Here is a 25,138-nt window from a genome sequence, read left to right as displayed (position 1 = left end):
GAACACACATTCCAAACATACGTTCACACACCTTTTGTCCAGCTCAAAAAATTAGCTACTACTAGCAACTTCCACACCTTCGTACAACTGCACTTGATTCCGCCCGCTTCCTTTTGCTACATAGAGCGCTTTATCGGCTCTATCAATCAAGCTCGCTATTGTGGAAACATCCTCATATGCAAAGTATTCCGAAATGCCAATGCTAGCCGTAAGATAAATCTTTGTCGTCTCTATTACACAAGGTGTTTTCTCAATTTCATATCTTATTTTCTCCGCTAATATTGCACTCATTTCTAATGAAGTATTGGGCGATAGTATCACAAATTCTTCTCCACCATATCTTGTGACAATATCGTTTTCTCTAACAGAATAAGATATAACTTTTGCAACATGTTTCAGCACTTCATCACCAATAGTATGACCATACGTATCATTCACCTTTTTAAAAAAATCGATATCTATGGCTACACAGGAAACATGGCTACCTGAAGCTACACACTCCCTAAATACTCTCTCCCCTTGCTCCATCAGGTAACGACGATTATAGATATTCGTTAGTTGGCAAGTAGTCGACAAACCTTCAAGTAATATCGTATTTCCTTTCACTTTGTCACTCATTCGATTGAAAGCTGCACACAGTTCACGAAATTCCTTCACAAAAGGTGTAGTATGTTTTTCATCGATTTGATGATCATACTTTCCTTGTTCAACAAATCGGACCCCTTCAAGAAGATATTGAATAGGCTCTTCTATTTTTCTTGCAAGATAAAGAGTTAAACGTATAGTAGCAATTGACCCCAACAAAATACAAAACGCTAATAACGCGAATCTCTTTATAAACGGAGCATAGGCTTCTAACACACCTACTTCAGAAATGATATACCATTTCCCTCCATTGACAGCTTGACTCTCACCTAAAACCCATTCATCTCTAACATCCTTATACATGTCCAATGATTGACCAGATTGTTTTCTTGCTAATGCCAATATATTTTCATCGATTATATAGTTTTCAGAAAATATATCTACTATTTCATTATTTTTGTCGATTTGCTGATTGAAGTTGAAATTAGTTAACAATATCCCATCTTGATTGACAAGATAAGCATGTCCTAATTGACCAACTCTAGACTCATGGAGTAGTTGATCGATTACATCTAAATTAATCGTCCCTAAAACGACACCGTTAAAATTTTGTTCCTCATCTAAAATTGGAGAAGCGATAGACATAATCGGTTTGTTTGTAACTTTACTTATTTGAACATCGGTAATATATTGTTGTTTTCCTACTTTCGCTACTCGAAAATACTCTCTATCAATAACATCCATTCCTACACTATCTTTACTATTCTCTGTGGATGTGTCGAATTGAACGATACCCTCTTTATTGATCACTATCAAATCTGTAAAATCTGTTCCATTCATAAAATCTTGAAAAAAGCCCCTGGATTCTTCATAATTATGCTCTTTAACAGTATCTAATTTTGCAATTGTGTTGATATCTTTTGAACGTTCTGATAACCAGCTTTCAAAAAAATATGTTTGAGCATTCAAAAAATAAGTCATTTCCTCATCTTGGTGTTTGATAGTTTGATGATACTCCATAAACAAGGAAGGAACAAAAATAAAAAAACTAATAATAAACGTTAATAAAACTACCCAAATACGAAATTGATTTCTTATCGAGTCTCGCTGAAATAGCTTTTTCAGAATTTTCAAAATATCCCCTCCTATAAAAAACAATACCAATTTTTGTTTTGTTTTACAAGGAAGTTTGAAAAGACTATAAAGTCCTATAGACTTTATTTTCAATATTAAAATTCTATTACAGCAAAATATTTCACTAACATATCGTCAAGTTTTGTACATTGCTCAACTGCCCTATCTCCCTATCAAAAATACCCACTAAGGCTCCCCATCGTTTCTACATATTTTTATATAAATACATCTCCCTTTGATAACTAGCTAAAACCCTGTCGCTAAGTTTTTGATACATGATCCCTTATTATTGAAAATATTAATTTTATCGTTATTCAAGATAAATACACATACAAGTAATATATTTTCGAGCTACTTGACGTTTAGTCATTATTTAGCCAAGGTATGACAGTAGGTTGTCTTAGTGGACAGTATGATAAAAGGTTGGAACTATCCCATTTATAGTGAGATCTCTAAATTAACATAAATTCAATTTCTCTTACTTTCCCTTCTTGAAGCCAAAAACGAATATACCTTTTAGAATCTCTATCAACATAGGCAATATATTCTCCCATTCCCATATCACGACATTCATAATATGATTCACCGTATTTATTAATTACAACCTCTTTACTGTCTGAAACTTTTATGTGCTTGCTTGTTTCATCATGAGGCGATATAGTGCGGACAAATTTAATTTTGTTGTTTTCATCTGCCCCAATAGAAACATCATGTCCTTTAACATAATTAGGGTACTTCACATTTTCACCCTTTGTAAACTGGGTATCAGGTTTTCCCTTAATATATTCTTCAAGTGATTTTTCTAGTTCCATATTCCCGATAATTTCTGTGCGTAAATCTGTGCTTTTCACAAAGTGGTAATTCCTTTCAAATATAAACCAAACTACTAATCCTAAAATGAGCAATGAAGGTATGGATAAAAGTAAAAAGGAAACTTTTTTATTTTTTTCAAATATAAAAATCCCAACCATCGTAATAATCACAATCATGACAAATACCAATAATATCCCCAATTTCACACCCCCTGATTAAAAGACAAACATTTAAGATTTTTCGATTCGTTTCAACATGAGTTATTCGTGTTTTTGTATGTCCAATTACGTTGGCATGTTGCAATTTTACTTTCACACAGCTTTCTTATTAGATAATCCTGTAAAAATAAAACACGAAACACCGGCTATCGTTGCGATCAATACACCTATCATTAATACAAGGCCTTTCATAAAAGTATCTTCATCTGGATAAGAAGGTTCAAGTGTCCAAGACCAATACATAAACACCATAGACAAGAGCACATAAAAACTACTTCCGATAGCCCCCATCTTCACACGACTTCTATTCGTACTTTGCCATGCTTTATGGATGATTACCCACACAAAGAAGCTCCCAATGGTAGCAAGAATGATGACTAGCCAATGAATAAATGGGATTGAAATATAAATCAATATATAAAGTATTAAACCTGTCGATAAAAATAGAGTTGCATTCATAACGAATAAGAACATTCCAGCGTACCAGTGATTTTGAAACCACACAGCATTTTTCAGCTTATGCACCACTTTGTTATTTTCGCTAAGCATGTCTATGATTGACCTTTTACTAAGAACCATTAAGAAAACGCCAAAAAGCCCCATTAGTAATAACAAAATCAATGACATTGCATCCCTCCTCCCTCTTTAAAATAATCCAAATCATCAACATCGTTTCTGTATTCGAGAATATCACCGGGTTGTCAATCCTAAGCTTTGCAAATCACCTCTAATGTAGAAAATCGTCTAGCTTTTGCTTTGCCCTATTTTGAAAGATTCGCCAACGTCATGCCCACTATATCACCTCAGATTGTTAAATCATTTTCTCCTTTTATTTCAAGTGAACTTCTTAACAATTCCTGAAGGACCGCTGCAAATATGATGACGAAACAAATTATGGTGATTCCAGGGTGTAATGCATTTTGTGATATAAGAAAGATCATCCCCATTACATATAAGATAATGATGATCATTGCATAGTTTTTTATTTGTTTTAGCGATATAACAGATCGTTCCGAAAATCCATTTTCACTGTTGATATAATTTAATAACTTCAACGCCTGATACAGCGCTAGGCAAAACGGAATTGCTGTAATATTCAAACCTATGAGAACAGAAAATCTCAAATATGCATATTCTGGATTCATCTATGCTGCATCATTTGCTAATCCCGGTAGCCCAAATGTACATAATGTGACAATAATAATTCCTAAGACAAAAATAGTGGCTTTTTAAAGTTGGTTGTACCTCGTTTCATAAGAACACCTCACTTTTTGATTTACATCTAAATCATAGCTCTTCAATTATCGATAATCAATAAATTTTTATCGTTTAAATTCCAATGTCCCTTTTTCCACACTGAAACTGTATATAACGGTTGAAATGAAATATGCGCCAGCTTGCATTTTTCATCACATAAATCAACATAAAGGGGACATGAATCTTTGAATTTACTAATAAACGAATCACCACTACAGGTATTGCCCTCACTCGCTGTAAAAATCGGTTTAAATCAAGCGCTCGTTTTGCAGCAAATGCACTATTGGCTACGCATTTCTAAAAACATTCGGGGCGGGCATAAGTGGGTTTATAAAACGTTGGAGGATTGGCATAAGGAATTTCCGTTTTGGTCGAAAAGTACGCTAGAACGCATTATTCGTAAACTGGAGGAAGATCAGCTGATTGTGGTCGGCAACTACAACCGTATGAAAATGGACCGCACAAAATGGTATCGCGTAAATTATGATGCAGTTGATATGGCTACTCGCAGTTTTCAAAATGAGGACATGCAACACGGAGAAATGATGGTATCCATTGATGTAACTTGCGAACCACCATCTCAGCAAAATGCCGAAAACGGTATCAGCAACTTGACGACACCAATAACCAAAGATTACACAAAAAATACGCCAAAGAATCCATCATTAGATTTACAACATGCCCCAATGAAAACAGCCTTTCAGTTTTATGAAGAAAATGGATTCGGTAATTTAAATTCTTATGTAGCAGAAAAAATAGGTTTTTGGATTGATGATTGTAACGAGGAATTGGTGATATTCGCCATGAAAACAGCGGTTGAAAATAATGTACCCAAATGGAATTACGTTGAATCGGTATTACGTGATTGGCAGCAAAAACAACTAACATCAGTGGCCGATGCCCAGGCCTATAAACAATCTTTTAAAACTAAAAAACAAACACCGAACACCCAAAGACGCACAGAAATCATCCCGGAGTGGTTCCACAAACGCCATGAGACCTTCACACCTGTAGAAGCTCCTCCCTCCTTCGACTTTGAAGCAGAACGGTTAAAAATTCTTGAGAAACTAAGAGGTCCAATTAAAACATGAAATAAATGTCAGTATTAAGTAAATGAAGTTGTATGCCTTATTCATCACATTCTAACTGTCCAAGCATACAACACAATGATTATGTTTTTTATCACAAAGTCATTTACACAATTTTTGCGTCATATACCATTATGTAAGATTAAATAAATAAAGCTAGCCAATGAGAGGAGCCTATGAATTGGAAACCCCAGAACAAAATACAGGAATGTACGACAATATACCTCAGCCCATCCGAAATGACGGCTCAGGGGGATATGATACTGGTCCACGGGATATTATGCGGGATCTCGAAAACCCAAACATGCTAGTTCCCCCTGAAACGGATGCAGGCTTGCTTCCTAATTTGAAATTTTCGTTCTCAGATGCTTCTATGACATTAAATCATGGAGGTTGGTCACGTGAAATCACAGTTAGGGAACTACCCATTGCGACCACGCTTGCAGGGGTAAATATGAGTTTGACAGCCGGTGGTGTTAGAGAATTGCATTGGCATCAACAAGCAGAATGGGCCTATATGATACTAGGTCGGGCACGAATTACCTCAACCGACGCAGAGGGGCGAAATTTCATTGCCGACGTAGGACCTGGTGATCTTTGGTACTTCCCCCCTGGCCTCCCGCATTCAATTCAGGGATTAGAACACTGCGAATTTCTGCTCGTCTTCGATGACGGTCACTTTTCAGATCTTAACACTTTATCTATCTCCGATTGGTTTGCACACACTCCAAAAGATGTTCTTTCTGCCAATTTCGGAGTGCCCATTAGTGCCTTTGACAACATTCCTTCAAAGCAGGTCTATATCTTTCAAGACAAGGTTCCTGGTTCGCTAGAAAGCGATAAGGTACAATCCCCGTACGGAACCATTCCTCAAAGTTTCAAGCATCAGCTACTTGCACAAACACCTATTATTACACCTGGTGGAAGTGTACGAATCGTAGACTCTTCTAATTTCCCTATATCAAAAACGATCGCAGCAGCGCTAGTTGAAATTAAGCCAGGTGGGATGAGAGAGCTACATTGGCATCCGAATAACGATGAGTGGCAGTATTATCTTACCGGGCAGGGCCGCATGACTGTATTTGCTGGCAATGGCATAGCTCGTACATTTGATTATAGAGCCGGTGATGTCGGCTATGTACCATTTGCTACTGGGCACTATATTCAAAATACCGGGAGTGAAACTTTATGGTTTTTAGAAATGTTCAAGAGCGATCGATTTGTTGATGTGTCGTTAAACCAATGGATGGCGCTTACCCCTCCAGAATTGGTTAGTGACAACTTGCATGTGGGGCCGGAATTATTGCATGCGCTACGCAAAGTAAAATGGCCTGTCGTCAAATATCCTGGGTTTTCTTACTATCCTAAATAAAGGTTGAATCGAGTTCACTAATCAGCAAGTTATATATGGGTTAGCAATACGATTCTTTCTATACTTGAAGCTGTACTTCTGATTCTCTCTATTTAGAAGTTCAATGAAAAGATCAATTTTTCTAATTGACCACATACATATTTTAAACACTAAATGAAGCAACCGCTGCATAAAGTAACGCAAGCTCTTGAGCAATATTTTAATTGTTCCATTTAATCTCTCATTTTTCTCTGTTAAATTCATAAGATGAAATTAAGATAATTTAATTTCTTCGTTGTTGATAAGGAGGATTTAATAGTGAATGACAAGAAAGTAAATCAATCAGCTGATTCGATAGATATTCAAATTGCTAAACTTGCGTATGTTGGAGCATCTATCTCTTCTCTAGGTGGTGGTATCCAACTAATTGCTGCCAGACTTGTCATAGATGCACTAGAGAAATCAAATAACAAAAGATCTCAAAATCAAGATGAACAATCTAAAAAATTAGAAGACATGCAAAAGCAGATAAACAGTATAATAAAAGAATTAAAACAAGTGAAAAGGATGATGAGATGAATTTTTGTGAATTGTACAATGAGGACCATTCCTATCAGAAGCTGTAGAGTCAAAGGATACTGTGTGTTTTTATTTGACCTTCATAAATTTCAGTTTCTTATAATGCCTCACCTTTAGTAAAAAAATGCATATGATGCAGTTAAGAGCATTTACTTTTGGTAAGGAGGATATAAAAATGAGGGGAAATAAAAAAAATTCAAACCAATCCGCCGACTCACAAGATATTCAGATCGCTAGACTTGCATTTATCGGCACTGCTATTTCTACATTAGGTGATGGTATACAAATGGTTGCTGCTGGTCTTGCACTAGAAGCTTTAGAAAAATCAAGTAACCAAGGTGCTCAAAACTCGAATGAACAATCAAAACAGACAGAAAACATGGAGAGGCAGATAGACTATTTAATAAATGAGTTACAACAAATCAAACGCATAAATAAATAAAACCTAGTTCCCAAAGCCACATCTATTTCTCTAAGTATATGCTTGGGGGATTTTTCAATGTAGAATTTGCTGCGGCTCGAATGCTGCGGCCTTTTTTCACTGAACATGGTACAACTGTTAAGGCAGACGTTCGTTATTTCCTCCCAATGTTCAATATAACAATCATGCCTGCAGTAGTCACCTTTCCATTCTTTAGTACATAGAGTACCTAAAAAGATACTTTTGAATTGTGATTTTCAAACATAAAAAATAAGGGCGTGATTTTTTTGCAATATGCTATACAACCAAGCTCAAACGATAAATTAGTTCTCGACCTCACTAATGCCATTAATGGTGAATTCAACGCTATCCGATTTTACGAACATTTGGCTCAATTTGCTCCAAATGAAGAAGTTAGAAATCGTATTTTAGAAATCAGAGGTGATGAAATTAGACATTACCAAGGTTTTTCTTATACTTATACCTGCCTCACTGGTCAACAACCTTCACCTCAAATAACAGAGACTTTACCAATAGATTTTAAAAGTGGTGTTTTAACTGCGTTTAAAGATGAACAAGAAGCAGTCGATTTTTACCATAGAGTATCTCGAGAATCTACTATTCCTTATATCAGTAATCAGTTTCGTTCAAACGCTTCAGACGAACAGAATCATGCTGTTTAGTTTTTATTTTTTATCAACAAATATTAACGCCTATCACCCACTAATCAGGTCGGTTTTTTGTTGTTTTATAACCTTCTATTTTAATACACTGAATATTTTGTTCAGATATTCATTCAATGAGAATGTATATGGAGTATTTTTAATAATAGAACAACAAAGGAGCCGCATTGGACGGCTCCTTTGTTCATTAATCTATAGCTGATAATTTATTCAATGATTCATTCAGTATCTGCAATTCAGCAAGTGTGAATGTAACACCCTTCCCCATCTTCGTATGATCCTCCGACCATTCGCGCAAGTCATACTTCGGCTCTCGCCCATTCCAGCTAATTAAATTCAGCTCTTTCTTCCACCCTTTACTACTTTCAGATAAGACTGCTAGTGTTTCAATAATTTCGTATTTGATCTCTGCCATAAATGCCACATCCTTAAAAGGAAATTTTGCTTGATGATATTGCTTTCTCAATAATACATACTACTTTCTCTTCATGAATATTTCAATAAACTATTTACACAGGCAATCTAAAATTGTACATCTCTATATCATGATTTGCACTCCACAAATTTAAATAATAAAAGGATTTTCCATACGAAAGTGCTACTAATTTATAGGTGATCAATACCCTTTCTATTGATTATCATTCTTCCGAGCAATTCTATTTTCCAATAGAAGTTCATGTAAAACAAAATATCCATTAAGTAGCTATTTCACTAGCATTAATATCTAATGACATAGTTGAAGTGAACGTCATCTTGTAAAAAAGACCTCGAAAACGTATAATGACCGTAAGAAATGAATAAATTTAAAAAAGACTACATAATGCTGGAACATCACGTAGTCTCGTAATAGCAGGCTCCCACAAAGGGACTGGCTATTTTCAGGTATAATAACCCATCTGAGCCTTTAACTCAAGGATGGGTTATTTTTTATGGTTAAATGAAAGAACTGATACAATCAATGCCGCGAATGAAACTGCAAACATTAATCCTTCAAATACTGTCACTGGCATCACGGGCTCGCACGAATCGAGTCATGCGGACGTTGCCACAGGATGTGGCGCTTTTAGTCCGCCTTTCTGCTGAATGCGGGGTGAGCCACCCACACTTGAGTCACCTATCTATTACCCTTTAATTATTACACACATATGTTCTACTATTACTATTAACCTCATTTGCCGCTAAACTAAAAAAAGACTGAGTGTGTCCACACCCAGTCTATACACGAAACATGCCGCATAATTAGCGACTGACTCAAGTTAAAGTTTTAGAACTAGTGACCTTACTTAGTCGTCAGGGTGCCTATTTCTTTAGGTTTGAATAGACGCCTCAACGCAAGTATTGCGATTCACACTGATTCTACGGCGCAAAGTCAATTTGATTAGTCATTAATAAGAAGATTGTGATAATCCAAAAGATAAAAAACGATGATGATAGGATTAAAGATAATATAGGTATAACATTTTTCTCCGTTTTTTTCACAATCCCTATTAAAGAAAAGACAATTCCAATACCTGTAAGTGCAAACGTTATATAGTCTCCAACCAAACTCCCAATGTTTGCAATTCTTGTAGGCGTTACAAATACAATAAAAAAGCAAACCACTCCTATGATCAAGGAAATCCAACTAATCATCCCATACTTCTTTTGCTTCACCATTCTATCTTCCATACCAGTAGTCCCCCCCTTCTACAAAAAATACATCCTCTCCAATAGGATTATGCAAAAAACGTTAATTTGTTTCGTTTTCAGTAGTATTAGTAGGGAGTACAACATCATGATGTTGCCGCAAACATTTATCTATCTAATACCTTTTAAATATAGTATATCTACGTTCGGTTATTCGTACCCTTCCCTCTCCTCTGCCACTTGTGTTAACCAGGGATTCACTTCTCTGTATTTCTCCGCCTTCTGCAATCTCATTTTGAAGTACGCACTTTCATTCCACTCCAACATTGAATCTAAAAACGGACGGGTTGTGTTGTGCGATTAAATCTTACTTCCCCGATTCCCCCAAATACGGGTTCTGGGTTTTGATCGGTAAAATGTTTAATGACACCAAATTTATTTGATCAACTGTTATTTTTCGATTCTGTAAAAACAGATTCGTCATATTGAGGTATTTCAATATCCACCGAACCATATACTTCGATATACCGTTTCGCAATGCTATATGTCTTTTCCCAACTCTCCAGTGCCTCAAGCATATAGAAATTACGAAACGAATTATGAGCAGCTGCATTTCCGTACCTTCTTACAACATAAAATGCGTCGTTAATGTCGGTAGCGAGTAAACCATCATGATAAAAAAAGAAATACGCTCTTGAAAGTTACTCTAAGTTAGCCTTTCCGCTTCTACTGCCTTATCCAACAATGTTTCCACAAGCGTACGGCAAGATGTCAAAGCCATTCGTGGACTTTTCGGTAGGATACTTTCAATCTCATGACCTATCTTGGCAATTTTCGGATATGTTTCTTCTATATAAAAACTATATTCTAGGATGTTTTAATGTTCGCTTGGTTTTTTCAACGCTCACACTACTTTTTCCAGCACTCACCTGCTTTTTCCAGCACCCACCTGCTTTTTTCAGCACTCGCACTACTTTTTTCAGCACCCACCTGTTTTTTCCAGCGCTCACACTACTTTTTTCAGCACTCACACTACTTTTTTCAACACTCATACTACTTTTTCCAGCACTCACACTGCTTTTTTCAGCACTCACACTACTTTTTTCAGCACTCACACTACTTTTTTCAGCACTCACACTACTTTTTTCAGTACTCACACTACTTTTTTCAGTACTCACACTACTTTTTTCAGTACTCAACTAGCTTTTCAACACTCACTAGGTTATCATCAATATCCTGGTTTCTAAGGTATATTAATACACATTACCTTAATTTTCTGTAAAGATTACCATATATAACTTATTCTGCGGGATAGATTTAATAGGTTTATATTGTTATGATTATGAAGTATTTACTAGAGAAGGAGGTTTTTTGATGAATTATGATTCTTATTATAGTGATTATGATGCAGTCCTTGGTGGTTTACTGATAATTGCTTTTATCGTGATCCTTATCTTTGCTCTTTTGTCTTATCTGATTAGTGCAATCATATTTTATACGACATCTAAAACAAATGGCTTTAGCGATCTTGCTTACATTGCTTGGATTCCGTTAATTAATGTATATAGTTTGTTCTTGTTAACTGCAAATGGTGATGATGATGCAACGAGTCGTGCTGTTGCGAAGAAAATTGCGCTGATTTATTTTGGGTTATTTATTGTTTCCTTTATCCCCATAATCGGTTTTATATCTTCACTCGCGATGGCTGGTATCGTTCTTTATTACTCGTATCGCTTAATGTATCGTTGGTCAGGTGAAACGGGCAAAGCTGTTCTTTACATTATTTTAACGTTCATTACATGTGGATTGTTCTTTGCGATTTACGGCTTAATGCGTATGAAGCAACCATTCAAAGCTTAGTCACACTGCATACAAAAAATCCTCTTTTCGTCTATGAAGACAAAAAGAGGATTTTTCGTGTTTTTAGGGAATTAGTTTTCAATTTCAAGAATAGCCTCGATTTCTTCTTGGAGCTCTCTATTCACCGATAGCGCACGTTTTTTTCTCAAATCAAGATCCATTTCTTTATCAATGAAATTAGTAGTATGTTTGTCAAAACACTCGAAACAAATGGAATGAAAATCTTTTTGCTCTTTCTTTAAAAAATCAAATTCCCACGTTTCAAGTTCTAAATAACTTACTTTATTTTTTGTTTCTTTTTCACATAATTCGCAAGTTGTTGTCATTTTTAAAAACCCTTTCATACATCTACCTTTTATTTTTTCACTAGTTGACGATCTTTAATTCTTTTAAGACGCCCATGATAGTTCATGATATTCGCTTGTGCTTGTTTGGCCTCTTCGCTAGTAGGTTGTAAGTTCGCGATGTCCCAATACTTCACCACTACATCTAATACTTGGTCAAAGTATTGTAGTGGACCATAATTTGTATCGATGGCAATGGTTTTCATTCTATCGTTAAAGTCAGGCATTACTGCGCCTGGCATAGAGAAATTAATAATGACATTCTCAAAGAACACTATGAAATTCGGATCAAGTTCAAGATGCGCTTTTACTGTGTCGCGGTAGAATGCATAATGAAGTGCTTCGTCTTTCGCTAAACGGCGAAGTAATGTTGCTAAATCTTTGTCATACTGCCCCGCTATTTTTGCTACATTATTATAAAAAACAAGTGTACCTAACTCTTGCAATGAAGTATAAGCCATTGTTGCTAGAGGGTTCGTGAAGTCTGGGAACCAACCGTTTTCAACTATTCGTTTTCTTAATGCATGCAATCTTTTAGGATTTACGTTGCGTGTCACCAATAAATACGTTTCAAGTAAGTTAGCGTGCTGGTCTTCTTCAGCCGTCCAAGTGTGTACGAAATCATTGATGACTGCCATTGAATTTTTAAATGTATAATCCAAATGCGACGTATACCAAGGTAAATTTGCTTCTGTCAGTAATGCTGTTTCGATTGCAACAATTACTCCTTCTGGAAGTGTTACTTGACTCTCATCCCAAGGAACACGTTTAAAGGACATGGCCTTGTCCCACGGAATAAATTCGTGATAGCTCCAGTCAATATTTGCAGAACGTTCCTTATGTAATTCATATAATTCTTTAATGCGCGGTTCTAAGCGTATATCCAAATCTGAATTTAACATTATCTTATCTCCTTAAGGTGTTTTACTGTCCACTTGAAAATAATTAGAATTTTCTTAATAATTATAATTTATTTGAACGATAAAAGAAATAGAAAGAGAGACTAAAAAGATTGAACCGCGTTATTTCATGTATTTCCAATCGAAAAGGACAACGCTCAGTTCACTTGAACTGAGCGTTGTCCTTTTTTAAAAAACCAGCTACTTGATAACGGTGCGATTAACTCATTACTTTCAACATACAAATTAAAATTCTTTACTCCACTCAGTATCCTCTAATATTTCACCATTTTCAGCAATATACCTCACAATAACAACCCCTTGTTGCAGTTTATCTTCGCTTTCTAGAAATGATATGAAGTCATTAAAGAGTTTTTCATCTTCGTCACTCTTTTTCCGAGGTACCGCAAGACGGATAGTAGGTTTGACGTCAAATTCTTTATAACTTTTAGGTTTAGTCGGATCGATATCTAATTGTTTCCCAATTTTGTCTTCAAAATAAACGTGGACATCCGTTGATTCTCCAAAATGCTCATTAATGTATGGTCTTATCTCTTTTTCAACATCATCTGACCATTTATCCGCGATGTACGTATCCACCATTTGTTTTGTCTCATCATCATAATAAATTAAGAACTGAGTGTTATTTTTCTTATCCCGAGCCTTGGCTGCGTAATCAAATCCGAAATTACCCATATTATCATACAAAGTATCAAATATTTCGAAGTTATCATTAAACTTTTCTTCTAAATATTCCTCTGCTTGCATTCTTACCTCTTCTTCTTTTTCTTTGTCGGGTTTCATACTTTGAACAAAGGAAAATACAATTATAGCGATACCGACTAAGATGAGACTCAAAATAACCATTAAAATTGTCGCTATCTTCTTCACCGAAATACCCCCTAATACTAATTTCTAAAAAGAAAATCCACCATTTAGGTTAATAGTGCTCCTAATACAAATTCTCTAATGATCTTCTGGAGCGTCTGTTATTCAACATCCATCTACAACTGCAGTACTTCTCTCATATGCGACAAAATTCCCCATTCGTTCTTGCACTATGAGACGTTGCTGATCAGTTAATGGTTCCTTCCTTATCGCTTAGCTTTATAACAAGTCTTCACCATGCAGGCAACTTTAATTGGTTTTATAAATTCTACTAACCATTCAAAGTTTCCATTACATTTTGAATTAAATAAAATCCTCTGCTATCATATTTTAAAAAAAGAAGTTAGAACTTAGATTGAATATGCTATATTATAGTTAGAAAATTTAAAATTCTAACTTTCTAAGCAAAGGGGATCTATTTATTATGTATGAAAATATTTTAAGACATCCAGGACCAACACCTATTCCAAAAAAGGTTCAGCTTGCTATGAGCCAAAATATCTACAGCCATCGAAGCAATGAATTTGTTGAGTTGTACCGTGAAACGACTGAGCTTGTGAAGCCTATTTTCGGCACAAAACAAGATATTTTACTACTTCCTTCTGGTGGTACAGCCGCATTAGAAGCAGCTGCAGTAAATACTGTTTCTGCCGGTGAAGATGTTGTAGTTATCACTGTTGGGGCATTCGGTGATTACTTCGTTTCCATCTGTGAGAAATATGGCTTTAACGTGCATAAGCTTGAAAAAGAATGGGGACAAGCATGTACAGCTGAGGAGTTGCAACAATTTTTACAACCATTAAATAACATTAAAGCTGTTTTCGTTACTTACAATGAAACTTCAACGGGGATTTTAAACCCGATTGGTGAATTAGCACAAGTTGTTCGTAATGAAACGGATGCATTAATAATTGTTGACGGGGTAAGCTGCATTGGCGGAGCACCTGCTGAAATGGATAAATGGGGCGTGGATATTCTTGTTACTGGTTCTCAAAAGGCTATGATGTTACCACCAGGCCTTTCTCTAGTTAGCGTGAGCGACAGAGCATGGAAAGTAATTGAAGAAAATAAAGCACCATCTTATTACTTAAACTTACAAAGCTATCGTAGCTGGGCAGAAAAAGGTATGACGCCTAACACGCCTACTATCACTCTCATCTATGGTCTACAAGCTGTTTGCAAGCTTATCGAGGAAGAAGGTGGCTTTGCTAAAACAGTCGTGCGTCACGAACTGATGAAAGACATGGTGCGCAGTGCGATGAAAGCACTCAACATCGGACTTTTGACAGATGACGAGCACGCTTCACCTACTATTACAGCAATCATGGCGCCAGAAGGAATTGCGCTAGCCGATTTCTTGCCGCATCTAAAACAACAGTATCATTTAGATTTTGCGGGTGGACTAGGCCATTTACAAGGTAAAATGTTCAGATTTGGTCATATGGGCTATTGCTTCCCAAGCGACGTTTTACAAGCCGTTTCGTTACTGGAAGCGGGACTACAAGACTTCTCTTATGATTTTGAACCGGGCGCAGGTGTACTCGCTGCACATAAAGTATTTTTAGCTGCTCAAGGCAAATAATTGACCTTTAGATCGAACTAGAGATTTAGGAGACTATCAGCGATGTTAGGAAGTTACCCATATTTACACATTTAAACTTAGAATATAAAAGATTTCCTTAAAGAACTAAACGCAAGAATGCTGATATCAACCAGCACTTCTTGCGTTTTTCGCATCTACTCTACCCCTTCACCAAAGGTTAGCACACTCTATGGACTCTTCCTTTTCCCACCTATAATGTCTCAACATAAGTACGCCTCCTAAATCGCCGAGAAGTAACGAATAGGTCTTGTGCACTTCTCCTCAAAAATAGTATAAAATGAACTATAACTAGGGATTTATTGGGGGGATCATCTATGCGTCAGACTTATCGTACCAATGAAATCGCAGAAATTGGACAAGTCCATCCAAATACAGTACGTGTTTATGAGGAGTGGGGTTACTTATCCCCTGTTCCACGAGCAGCGAATGGCTACCGCGTATATGACACGGTTCATGTAGTTCAATTGAAAATTGCAAGGCTAGCCTTTCGTTGTGAATTGATTCAAAATAATTTACGGAAACGTGCAACGAGAATCGTCAAACTGAGCGGACAAGAAGCCTTCCCCGAAGCTTTAATAGAGGCAAAGGAGTATTTTTCCCACTTAAAATTAGAACATCAATATGTACTCGAAGCGATTGAAGTCGTTAAAAATTGGTACCATTCAACGCAAAGTTCTAACACCAAGATCTATACGCATCAACAAGTGGCGAACAAATTAGGAATAACCGAAGAAGTATTACGAAATTGGGAAAGAAACGGGCTTTTTTCTGTGGAACGTAATACAAAAAGACACCGTGTGTATTATGAAGAAGATATCGAACGTCTACTCGTTATTCGTACTTTGCGAAGTGCCCATTTTTCAATGGTCTCTATTTTACGCCTTGTTCAGCAGCAAGAAGACGTCCTCCCCTTTGATATTAAAGATATTTTAAATACTCCCTCTAGCACAGAGGATATACTTCATATCACAGATCGATTAGAACTGGGCTTACGTGAAGCAATGGAGGATATAAAAGAATTAATTCGATTACTGTCCAACTACCTCAAAAGGGGCTTTCCTAAAAGGAAAAATAGTATGCTGTGAGTACTTCCAGCATGCTGTTTTTTGATATACAAGTAAAAATCCGCGTAGACTCCTGCGGGAACATTATTTGCGACGAAAGCGTGAGTGAAACGTAGCGGCAGGAGTACGCACAAGACGTAAGACGCAACAAACCGCGGGTAGCGAGGGTTGCGACTTACGCTGTGCCCGCGGAAAGCGAAGCGGATTTTTACTATACAGAAAGCAAGATGTTATGAGTAGAGGGACTTATTGGACAGCCCCAACTTGTCCCAACAGCAACGGCGAAAAATTGTTAGATGATTGTAGCAGCGTTAATTGATGCATTGCTCTTGTACAAGCCACATATAATAGACCTTTATCAAAATTACTGGCATACGATGCTTCATCCACAAATGGCACAATTACAGCATCAAATTCTAGTCCCTTAGCCAGTTGCACAGAGGAAAGGGTAATCCCTTCTGCAAATGCTGTACTATGTTCATCCAATTTATGAACGTTAAATTCCTTTTGTAGTACCCCGTAGAGTTCTTCCACCTGTGCTGCTGTTTTACAAACAATCCCGCATGTTTTATAGCTACTTGCTTCAAATTCTTTAAGATAATGCTTTATTTTTTCTGTTTGCTCTGCGAAATTTATATAGTTTTCTATTGTTGGCTGTTCACCGTGGCGCTCGATTGCCTCGATTGCATTTTCAGGTAAGAATTGTTTCGTAAATTCGATGATTTCAAACGACGAGCGATAACTTTTCTTTAATTCCACGTATTCCATTTGTGGAAAAATGGCTTGGAATCCATTTGAGGTACTGACAGCAAACGGATTTAACGATTGGCCGAAATCTCCTAAAATCGTTTTCTTGCAGCGGAATAGCTTTTGAATAACTGCATATTGTACAGGTGTGTAGTCCTGCATCTCATCAATGACTAGATGATTCACCAAATCAAATGTATCTACGCCATCCATATATGCTTTGCAATATAAATACGGATAGACATCTGCAAATTCAAACGTCCCTCTTTTCCAAATAAACTGTTCTGGTTGTCCCACATTTTCAAAAAACGCTTTATATAAACTAAGTGCATCTGTAAAACGGAGGCGTTTCTTTAAACGTTTGACGATTTCATTCTTTGAAGGCAGCTTTACCTCCCCTTGGCGTTTCGCTTTGACAACCGCTAGTAAGTCCTCTGCTACATGTTCGATGCGTTTTGACACAGGTTCCTTTGCATAGCTCGCAAAACGCTCCGTCATATAATTAGCAGCAATATCGATTTCTTGAATAGTAATGTCTTTGGGCATTAATAAATCAGTGTTTTGATTGTTTAGAAAAGCAGTTAGCTGTTCAAAAAAATGAAGGGAAGATTTAAAAGCCACACGTTTGGCTAATGCACTTTCTGGACATTCGATTAGTTGCTTTGTTTGCTCATATAGCGATATAAATTTATATTTGCTAGGTAGAATTTTCTCAGCGATTTCACCCAGACTACTCTCCCGAATTGGCTCCTCCCCTAGCTCCGGTAACACGGTCGAAATATAATCTGCGAATACTTTATTTGGCGACAGAATCATGACACGCTCTGAAGATAAAGACTCTTTATATTTATACAGTAAATAGGCAATACGGTGAAGGGCAATTGACGTTTTCCCAGAGCCTGCAACCCCTTGAATGATTAACGTATGTGCTAGATCATTACGGACAATGGCATTTTGCTCCTTCTAAATCGTGGCAATTATCGTTTTCATGCGTTCATCAGCTGCCCTACTTAGCTCTTTTTGTAATATCGAATCGTGAATGTTTATCGAGCTTTCCAGTACATAGTCCAGTTCGCTATTAATAATTTTTAGCTGACGTTTTCGAATGAGTTCCCCATAAACCGTGCCATTTAATGCTTCATAGGATGCTTCCCCTAGCTCATAGTCGTAGTACATGCTCGAAATCGCTGCACGCCAATCGAAAATACAGATTGTCCCCTCTTCATCCGTAAATGAAAATTTACCGATATAAAATGTTTCAGCATCTGCTTTACTGTCACCATCATAGACAAAATCAATTCGTCCAAAATAAGGAGATTCGATCAATTTTTCAAGCTGTGTACGTTGTTTTAATGTCATGACCCCTGTTTTATCAATAGTTGTTAATGCCCGCTGATTACTGAACATCTCCATCGTATCCATCTCATTTCGGTAATCAATCATATACTGCTTCAAATCCATATATTCATCATCATAGTCACCTACTTTGGCATTCACAGCCATGTGTGCTTTTTTTAATTTTGTCATGATCTTTGCTAAAGCTTGATGTTCATCTTGAAAATTCTGCATAATAATACCCTCCAATATTCCAGCGGTTGTACTAGCTTAGCACGCTAATTTTCACTGGTGTTATATTGGAGGGTTTTAATCATTTAAATTTATCTCATAAGAAGTTCGATTTCTGATGAGTTAAATCATTCAGTAATCCTATCAACTCTATTTGTCCATATATAGCCCTGATATCCTTCTGGAATTTTTTCAAGGCTTTCCGTTGTATCAAATCCTTCTGACCATTTACCATTTCCCTCTACGATTACGACTCGGGTGTTGACAGACTCCATTCTATCAATAAATTTATTTGGCCAACCCCATAAGTACTTTGCATATTTTAAAGGTAAATGGAGCTCCATATTATGCAATTCTTTCGGAATATATCCCGTCCAACCTACTAATTCATATTTTAATAGTGCATTTATCATCATTGTTTTTGTTAACAGTTTCATCTCTACATGTTTTGAACGTAAATAATCAAAACCTTCGCTGTCTCCATCACCATAAACTGTTATTTTATCTAATTGTTTTTTAGACATTTTACTTAAATATGAATCCCACAATACTTTTGTTGTTTCCATATCTCCATCTTTGTCATGAATTAAAAACTCTTTATTAGGAAAAGCGGCAAACACCTCATCTAAGCTTGGCATCATACCAATGCCTTTGCCGCGAAACGGATAGCTCTCTCCATTATCAGCCATATATCTATAGCCGACATCTAGTTTCTTCAATTCGTTCATCATATAATCTTTGACTTCACCTTTCCCATTTGTTCGATACTCTAAAGTGAAATCATGAAAAACGGCCAATTGATGATCCTTCGTTAACTTAATATCTAATTCCACTACGTCAGCACCATGATCAAATGCCGCCCTCATAGAAGGAATTGTATTTTCTAAATAGGGGTGCTCAGGTGGATAAATGATTTCAGCTGTATTCGTATCATACTCTACCTTTGAAATATCGAAGGTTTGAGCCAACCCTCTATGAGCTAGAATCTTATAATTTGTATCTTTCGAATAAAATAGACTCGTATTATTCATCCAAACCATAACAACCAAAAGGGTTAATACCCCCAAAATGATATATGTCCTTTTAATTTTTCTTTTTTTCATTTGTTGCTCCTTTCTTTTCTTACTTTAAAATGAATTTGTAGCGCAAAACCAGCACTTCACCACAGATAATGAAAGATGATTAAGTTCTTTCATGAGAGTTCAATAAAGAAAAAAAGAGCTGCATATGCAACTCAATAATCTTTAATTATCGCACCCCGTTAATTGAAGGGCACAATCTTTTCGAAAACAGCATTTAATGCCACCCTCATGCCTTTTTTAAATACTCTTCACGCATCTCTTGCGGCACCATACTCCCACCTGTTGCCCATACAAGATGTGTCGCCTGTTCCATTTTGTCCGCTATGTTATGCTTTTCCAAGTAACTTTGCCCGTTTTTCATTAACTGAATCGGTCCGAACATCCCTGCATGTGCAGATGGCTCTAAAAATAGGCCTTCTGATTCCATGGCTAAACCTAGTGATGTAAACAATTCTTCATCTTTCACTGTATAACAGCCGCTAATATAAGTTTCCATCACTTTCCCAACGAATTTAGAAGCGCGACCTACAGCTAGACCATCTGCTTCCGTTTTATTGTCTAAGCCAATATCTTCTACGCTGATTTCATCATGTAAACCAGTCATCAGTCCAATCGTCATACACGGTGAAGCAACTGGTTCTGCAAAGAAAATATGGACGTGTTCACCGAAAAGTTCACGTAAACCATACGCTACCCCGCCAGGACCGCCACCGACACCACAAGGTAAATAAACGAACAATGGATGCTCTTCATCCACTGCAATGTTCGTCTTTTCAAATTGTGCTTGTAAACGCTTTGCTGCCACTGCATAGCCAGCAAATAAGTCTTTCGAATTTTCGTCATCGATAAAATGGCACATCGGATTTTGCTCCGCTTCTTTACGCCCCTGCTCGACTGCCACACTATAATCTGCTTCATATTCGATTACAGTAGCACCTTTTTCACGAAGCATAGCTTTCTTCCATTCCTTCGCATCACTAGACATATGTACAACGACATTAAAACCCAACTTTGTACCCATAATGCCGATGCTTAAGCCTAGATTACCGGTAGAGCCAACCGCAATCGTATATTGCTGGAAGAATGCTCGGAGCTCGTCTGTCGCTAAAGTCGCATAATCGTCCTCTTCCTTGAGCAAACTATTTGCAATCGCAAGTCGTTCAGCATGCTTTAGCACTTCATAAATGCCACCTCTAGCTTTTATAGAACCTGATATAGGAAGTGCGTAATCGCATTTTAAGATGAATTGACCGGCAATCGATGTCTCAAACTCTTTTTCAAGAGCTGCTTTCATATTTGGAATCTCTTTAATGGATGATTCAATAAGCCCTTCACTGGCTGCAAGTTCTGGAAACGCTACTATTAAATAGGAAGAAAAGCGTTTTAATGTTTCTTCTGCTTCTTTTACCTCTTCCATTGAAAAGAGGTCAGTCTGCGCCTTTTTTAATCGTTTTGTATTTTCCCACAATACAGTGTTTTGATTTGCAATGTTTTTTAGTAGCGGATATGCTTCGAATAGTTCGTGTTTTAGGTTATTTACCATCTGATGTTTCCTCCATTTTTTGCGCTAAAATAGCTCGTTCACAAATTTGTCGAAATTTCAATTCGAACGAAATATTGTTTTCTTGTGTTCTTTTTTTCGGTCCTTTCGTACGTCCACCTGCACGTCGGATTTTCTGTCCAACATGTCTCATATCGAGCAAACGTTCGATGTTTTCATGCGTCATTTCACGTCCATTTTGGTCGATTGGGTACCCCCCACGAGCCAAAACCATGGCAGCTAAACCATAATCCTGTGTAATGACAATATCGTGTTTTGAAAGCGTATTCACTAGCGTAAAATCAACCGAATCTGGACCCTTAGGCACCATAATTGTTATTACATTATCACGTTCAATACGGTGTGATGTATCGCAAAACAAGATAGTTTCAATCTCAAACTCAGATGATATAGATAGCGACAAATCCACGACTGGACAGGCATCAGCGTCTATTAATACCTTCACAATAAAGCATCATTCCTTTCTCATAATTAGATCAATCAAACACTCACTAGTTATATCAGTATAACATTTTCAACACCCCTATTGCTCAATTTTTCACAAACTTTCAGGCATTGGAAAAAGTATTTTATTGAATAGTGAGAAAAATAGATATACGATACACCTATCAAAACATTTGGAGGTTTTCACTATGACAACAACAACTGTAAGCAACGAACAATTAGCAAAAGAATACGTAGATGGCGTATTCGAACAACTGAAACAACAAAATAGTCATCAAGCAGAGTTTTTACAAGCTGCTGAAGAAATTTTCCTTTCATTAGTTCCTGTGTTCACACAGCATCCTGAATATATTAAAGCAAATATCCTATCTCGTATCGTTGAGCCAGACCGTATCATCTCTTTCCGTGTTGCATGGCAAGATGATAACAACCAAGTTCAAGTAAACCGTGGTTATCGTGTACAGTACAGCAACGTAATGGGCCCATACAAAGGAGGTTTACGTTTCCACCCTACAGTAAACGAATCAATCATCAAATTCTTAGGTTTCGAACAAATTTTCAAAAACGCTTTAACTGGCCAACCAATCGGTGGTGGTAAAGGTGGTTCTAACTTTGATCCTAAAGGAAAATCAGATTCAGAAATCATGCGTTTCTGCCAAGCGTTCATGACTGAATTATACAGCCATATTGGTCCAGATGTCGATGTTCCTGCTGGTGATATCGGTGTTGGTGGACGTGAAATTGGCTTCTTATGGGGGCAATACAAACGTTTAACAAAAGCAAGCGAGTCTGGTGTATTAACTGGTAAAAACCCTGTTTATGGTGGTTCATTAGCTCGTAAAGAAGCTACAGGTTACGGTACTGTATACTTCGTGAACGAAATGTTAAAAGATGCAAATGATTCATTCGAAGGCAAAACAGTGGTTGTTTCTGGTTCTGGTAACGTATCTACTTACGCAATCGAAAAAGCACAGCAATACGGTGCAAAAGTTGTAGCATGTTCGGATTCTTCAGGCTATATCTACGATGCTGAAGGTTTAGATCTTGATGCGATTAAAGAAATCAAAGAAGTTAAAGGCGATCGTATTTCTACTTACTTAAACTACCGTCCAAACGCATCTTTCACTGAAGGTTGCACAGGTATCTGGACAATTCCATGTGATATCGCACTTCCATGTGCTACTCAAAACGAAATCGATGGCGATTCTGCTCGTACATTAATTGCTAACGGTGTTAAAGCAATCGGTGAAGGTGCAAACATGCCTTCTGATCTTGAGGCAATCAACGAATTCTTAAATGCTGGCGTATTATTTGGTCCTGCTAAAGCAGCAAACGCTGGTGGTGTTGCAGTATCTGCACTTGAAATGGCACAAAACTCAAGCCGTGTATATTGGTCATTTGAAGAAGTAGATGCAAAGTTAAACCAAATTATGAAAAACATTTATGCAGAAAGCAAAGCTGCAGCTGACCAATACGGCTACCCAGGTAACCTTGTTGTTGGTGCTAACATCGCTGGCTTCATTAAAGTTGCAAACGGTATGCTATCTGAAGGCGTATATTAATACTCCTTTTTATAGATTTCTTAATTTCACTTAGATGATGACGAATATTCGTCATCATCTTCTATTTTGCTATTTTTTAGAGAAAAAATGGTTATTTTCATATAAAAAACGAACATTTTTGGTATTAATTATTTTAATTATTCGTGTTATAATACTGAGGTATTTCGAAATATTGGAGGGTTTTTTGTGGAATTATTATATACAGGTAAAACGAAAGATGTATTTAAATTAGAAGATGGTCATTACTTATTAAAATTCAAAGATGATGTTACTGGTGAAAACGGCGTATTTGACCCGGGTGCTAACACTGTTGGCTTAACTATCGATGGCGCTGGTCTTGCAGGTTTACGCTTAACTTCTTATTTCTACTCAAAACTAAACGAACAAGGCGTTCCTACTCACTACGTAGATGCTAACTTCGACGATGCAACAATGACTGTAAAACCCGCTACTGTATTCGGTAAAGGTTTAGAAGTTATTTGCCGCTTCAAAGCAGTAGGTTCTTTCCTACGTCGCTATGGTGCATACGTACAAGAAGGTCAAGATTTAGATTCTTTCGTTGAAGTTACAATTAAAGACGACGATCGCCTTGATCCTCCAATCTCTGAAGATGCTTTAGCAATGTTAAACCTACTTACGCATGAAGAATATACAATTTTAAAACAACGTACAATTGAAATTTCTAAATTTGTAGGTGCTGAACTAGCGAAAAAAGGCTTAACACTTTACGATATTAAATTAGAATTCGGTCGCGATGCAAAAACAAATGAAATTTTATTAATCGATGAAATTTCAGGTGGTAACATGCGCGCTTACAAAGGTGACGAGTACATAGAGCCTTTAGAACTTGAAAAAATCATGCTTGCTGACTAACAATTAGTCTATAAAAAGAGTCACAGATATGTGGCTCTTTTTATTTTTGAAACTTTTACAAAGTTCATTCGTATAATGATTATACGCATCATGGTCTTATTTTATTTTATGGAGGTTTTTCGATGGAACACTACAATGACCCGTATCAACAAGAAGAGAAGCACAGGCCTACGCTAAACCCATTTATATCAGTTTGGTTACAGCCAAAGCAAACCGCTCGCTACATGATTGATGTAAAATCAACGGGTTATGCAATCCTTATTTTATCGATTGGCTATTTTGGTTCATTATTGTCAGGCGTTATGGAAATCGATTTTCCAGTTTGGGGGATCGTTCTATTATGTATACTTCTGGCACCGATAGCTGGTTTAATCGGCACTGCATTTTCTGCATTAATCACATGGCTATTTGGTAAGCTTTTTAAAGGCACAGGTAATTTCTCTGAACTATTTAAGGCACTGAGTTTAACAGCTATTCCGTATATTGTACTCATTCCGTTTTATTTAATTTGGCTGTACGTTGCCCCGGAATCTTTACTAACTGTAGACTACATGGGCCCTACACCATGGATTTTTTGGCCAGCTACCCTAGCGACAATTGTAGTTAGTATTTGGTCCTTTGTTATTGCTGTAGCTGTAGTCGCTGAAGCTCATCAAATTTCAAACTGGAAAGCATTCTTCACCGTATTTATTCCAAGTGTTATTTTTATATTCTTATTCATCATCATCGCATTCATCATCGTTATCGGTATAATCGGTGTCGGTATGATGTAATAAAAAAATCTCCCCTCTTGCTATGGCACTGCCTGTCTTTTTTGAGACAATAAGAAAACACCTTATTGTACAGCCAGTTTACGGTATTTTACCGGAGACTGGCTGTTTAATTTTGTT

Annotated in this window: 26 protein-coding genes; 11 read left to right on the top strand and 15 right to left on the bottom strand. The window is 36.9% G+C overall.

Annotated elements, in window-relative coordinates; translation table 11 throughout:
• Window positions 1–51 precede the first annotated feature (51 nt).
• The 4 genes from ACIQ2D_RS18750 to ACIQ2D_RS18735 all read right to left on the bottom strand — a co-directional run bounded on the left by ACIQ2D_RS18750 (window position 52) and on the right by ACIQ2D_RS18735 (window position 3,895).
• A complete protein-coding gene (locus tag ACIQ2D_RS18750; protein WP_402866833.1) occupies window positions 52–1,719 on the bottom strand; it encodes a sensor domain-containing diguanylate cyclase in 1,668 nt (555 codons plus the stop codon).
• A 452-nt stretch (window positions 1,720–2,171) separates the two neighbouring features.
• Window positions 2,172–2,732, bottom strand: coding sequence for a hypothetical protein (locus ACIQ2D_RS18745; protein WP_402866832.1), 561 nt, complete (start codon window positions 2,730–2,732; stop codon window positions 2,172–2,174).
• 111 nt (window positions 2,733–2,843) lie between these two features.
• A complete protein-coding gene (locus ACIQ2D_RS18740; RefSeq protein WP_402866831.1) occupies window positions 2,844–3,377 on the bottom strand; it encodes a hypothetical protein in 534 nt (177 codons plus the stop codon).
• 176 nt (window positions 3,378–3,553) lie between these two features.
• On the bottom strand, window positions 3,554–3,895 hold the full coding sequence (locus ACIQ2D_RS18735) for a DUF2975 domain-containing protein (protein WP_402866830.1): 342 nt from the start codon (window positions 3,893–3,895) through the stop codon (window positions 3,554–3,556).
• A 297-nt stretch (window positions 3,896–4,192) separates the two neighbouring features.
• Between ACIQ2D_RS18735 and ACIQ2D_RS18730 the strand changes: the two genes are divergently transcribed.
• From ACIQ2D_RS18730 to ACIQ2D_RS18710, 5 genes are all read left to right on the top strand, one after another.
• Window positions 4,193–5,098 (top strand): DnaD domain protein, encoded by a 906-nt coding sequence (locus ACIQ2D_RS18730; protein ID WP_402866829.1) that lies wholly within the window; start codon window positions 4,193–4,195, stop codon window positions 5,096–5,098.
• Between the two features lie 205 nt (window positions 5,099–5,303).
• Window positions 5,304–6,467, top strand: coding sequence for an oxalate decarboxylase family bicupin (locus ACIQ2D_RS18725; protein WP_402866898.1), 1,164 nt, complete (start codon window positions 5,304–5,306; stop codon window positions 6,465–6,467).
• 297 nt (window positions 6,468–6,764) lie between these two features.
• Window positions 6,765–7,025, top strand: a complete 261-nt coding sequence (locus ACIQ2D_RS18720) for a translation initiation factor 2 (protein ID WP_402866828.1) — start codon at window positions 6,765–6,767, stop codon at window positions 7,023–7,025.
• Window positions 7,026–7,200: 175 nt separating this feature from the next.
• Window positions 7,201–7,467 (top strand): translation initiation factor 2, encoded by a 267-nt coding sequence (locus ACIQ2D_RS18715; RefSeq protein WP_402866827.1) that lies wholly within the window; start codon window positions 7,201–7,203, stop codon window positions 7,465–7,467.
• 266 nt (window positions 7,468–7,733) lie between these two features.
• Window positions 7,734–8,129 (top strand): ferritin-like domain-containing protein, encoded by a 396-nt coding sequence (locus tag ACIQ2D_RS18710; protein WP_402866826.1) that lies wholly within the window; start codon window positions 7,734–7,736, stop codon window positions 8,127–8,129.
• A gap of 187 nt (window positions 8,130–8,316) precedes the next feature.
• Here the strand turns inward: ACIQ2D_RS18710 and ACIQ2D_RS18705 are convergent, their stop codons facing one another.
• The 3 genes from ACIQ2D_RS18705 to ACIQ2D_RS18695 form a co-directional block, all read right to left on the bottom strand.
• A complete protein-coding gene (locus ACIQ2D_RS18705; RefSeq protein ID WP_402866825.1) occupies window positions 8,317–8,544 on the bottom strand; it encodes a YdbC family protein in 228 nt (75 codons plus the stop codon).
• 941 nt (window positions 8,545–9,485) lie between these two features.
• The gene (locus ACIQ2D_RS18700) at window positions 9,486–9,797 is read right to left on the bottom strand and encodes a hypothetical protein (protein ID WP_402866824.1); all 312 of its coding nucleotides are present in this window, start codon (window positions 9,795–9,797) and stop codon (window positions 9,486–9,488) included.
• An 818-nt stretch (window positions 9,798–10,615) separates the two neighbouring features.
• Window positions 10,616–10,954 carry a hypothetical protein gene (locus ACIQ2D_RS18695; protein ID WP_402866823.1) on the bottom strand — a complete coding sequence of 113 codons (339 nt, stop codon included), beginning with the start codon at window positions 10,952–10,954 and terminating at the stop codon, window positions 10,616–10,618.
• A 175-nt stretch (window positions 10,955–11,129) separates the two neighbouring features.
• Between ACIQ2D_RS18695 and ACIQ2D_RS18690 the strand changes: the two genes are divergently transcribed.
• Entirely contained in the window at window positions 11,130–11,615 is a 486-nt protein-coding gene (locus ACIQ2D_RS18690; protein ID WP_402866822.1) for a hypothetical protein, read from the top strand.
• 71 nt (window positions 11,616–11,686) lie between these two features.
• Here the strand turns inward: ACIQ2D_RS18690 and ACIQ2D_RS18685 are convergent, their stop codons facing one another.
• The 3 genes from ACIQ2D_RS18685 to ACIQ2D_RS18675 all read right to left on the bottom strand — a co-directional run bounded on the left by ACIQ2D_RS18685 (window position 11,687) and on the right by ACIQ2D_RS18675 (window position 13,749).
• The gene (locus tag ACIQ2D_RS18685) at window positions 11,687–11,959 is read right to left on the bottom strand and encodes a hypothetical protein (protein WP_402866821.1); all 273 of its coding nucleotides are present in this window, start codon (window positions 11,957–11,959) and stop codon (window positions 11,687–11,689) included.
• Window positions 11,960–11,970: 11 nt separating this feature from the next.
• On the bottom strand, window positions 11,971–12,861 hold the full coding sequence (locus tag ACIQ2D_RS18680; RefSeq protein ID WP_402866820.1) for an acyl-ACP desaturase: 891 nt from the start codon (window positions 12,859–12,861) through the stop codon (window positions 11,971–11,973).
• Window positions 12,862–13,104: 243 nt separating this feature from the next.
• Entirely contained in the window at window positions 13,105–13,749 is a 645-nt protein-coding gene (locus ACIQ2D_RS18675; RefSeq protein ID WP_402866819.1) for a hypothetical protein, read from the bottom strand.
• Window positions 13,750–14,170: 421 nt separating this feature from the next.
• On the opposite strand from ACIQ2D_RS18675, the gene ACIQ2D_RS18670 reads away from it, so the two are divergent.
• On the top strand, window positions 14,171–15,328 hold the full coding sequence (locus ACIQ2D_RS18670) for a pyridoxal-phosphate-dependent aminotransferase family protein (protein ID WP_402866818.1): 1,158 nt from the start codon (window positions 14,171–14,173) through the stop codon (window positions 15,326–15,328).
• A 335-nt stretch (window positions 15,329–15,663) separates the two neighbouring features.
• Window positions 15,664–16,434: a MerR family transcriptional regulator gene (locus ACIQ2D_RS18665; protein ID WP_402866817.1), complete on the top strand. Its 771-nt coding sequence runs from the start codon at window positions 15,664–15,666 to the stop codon at window positions 16,432–16,434.
• Between the two features lie 225 nt (window positions 16,435–16,659).
• Here the strand turns inward: ACIQ2D_RS18665 and ACIQ2D_RS18660 are convergent, their stop codons facing one another.
• The 5 genes from ACIQ2D_RS18660 to ACIQ2D_RS18640 form a co-directional block, all read right to left on the bottom strand.
• Entirely contained in the window at window positions 16,660–18,108 is a 1,449-nt protein-coding gene (locus ACIQ2D_RS18660; RefSeq protein WP_402866897.1) for a HelD family protein, read from the bottom strand.
• 15 nt (window positions 18,109–18,123) lie between these two features.
• Window positions 18,124–18,729 (bottom strand): helicase domain-containing protein, encoded by a 606-nt coding sequence (locus ACIQ2D_RS18655; RefSeq protein WP_402866815.1) that lies wholly within the window; start codon window positions 18,727–18,729, stop codon window positions 18,124–18,126.
• 125 nt (window positions 18,730–18,854) lie between these two features.
• A complete protein-coding gene (locus ACIQ2D_RS18650) occupies window positions 18,855–19,829 on the bottom strand; it encodes a glycerophosphodiester phosphodiesterase family protein (protein ID WP_402866813.1) in 975 nt (324 codons plus the stop codon).
• Window positions 19,830–20,034: 205 nt separating this feature from the next.
• Window positions 20,035–21,351: a D-serine ammonia-lyase gene (locus ACIQ2D_RS18645; protein WP_402866811.1), complete on the bottom strand. Its 1,317-nt coding sequence runs from the start codon at window positions 21,349–21,351 to the stop codon at window positions 20,035–20,037.
• Window positions 21,341–21,814, bottom strand: coding sequence for a YaiI/YqxD family protein (locus ACIQ2D_RS18640; RefSeq protein WP_402866809.1), 474 nt, complete (start codon window positions 21,812–21,814; stop codon window positions 21,341–21,343). The genes ACIQ2D_RS18645 and ACIQ2D_RS18640 overlap by 11 nt, the downstream gene beginning before the upstream one ends.
• 187 nt (window positions 21,815–22,001) lie before the next feature.
• On the opposite strand from ACIQ2D_RS18640, the gene gdhA reads away from it, so the two are divergent.
• The 3 genes from gdhA (at window position 22,002) to ACIQ2D_RS18625 (ending at window position 25,021) form a co-directional block, all read left to right on the top strand.
• Window positions 22,002–23,375, top strand: coding sequence for an NADP-specific glutamate dehydrogenase (gene gdhA, locus ACIQ2D_RS18635; protein ID WP_402866807.1), 1,374 nt, complete (start codon window positions 22,002–22,004; stop codon window positions 23,373–23,375).
• A gap of 186 nt (window positions 23,376–23,561) precedes the next feature.
• Window positions 23,562–24,248 carry a phosphoribosylaminoimidazolesuccinocarboxamide synthase gene (locus tag ACIQ2D_RS18630; RefSeq protein WP_402866805.1) on the top strand — a complete coding sequence of 229 codons (687 nt, stop codon included), beginning with the start codon at window positions 23,562–23,564 and terminating at the stop codon, window positions 24,246–24,248.
• 122 nt (window positions 24,249–24,370) lie between these two features.
• The gene (locus ACIQ2D_RS18625; protein ID WP_402866803.1) at window positions 24,371–25,021 is read left to right on the top strand and encodes a Yip1 family protein; all 651 of its coding nucleotides are present in this window, start codon (window positions 24,371–24,373) and stop codon (window positions 25,019–25,021) included.
• Window positions 25,022–25,138: the final 117 nt, after the last annotated feature.

Source organism: Lysinibacillus sp. NPDC097287 (assembly GCF_044761695.1).
Classification (GTDB): domain Bacteria; phylum Bacillota; class Bacilli; order Bacillales_A; family Planococcaceae; genus Lysinibacillus.
Note: the sequence above shows the minus strand (reverse complement) of the source record. Positions and strands in the feature narration are given on the sequence as shown.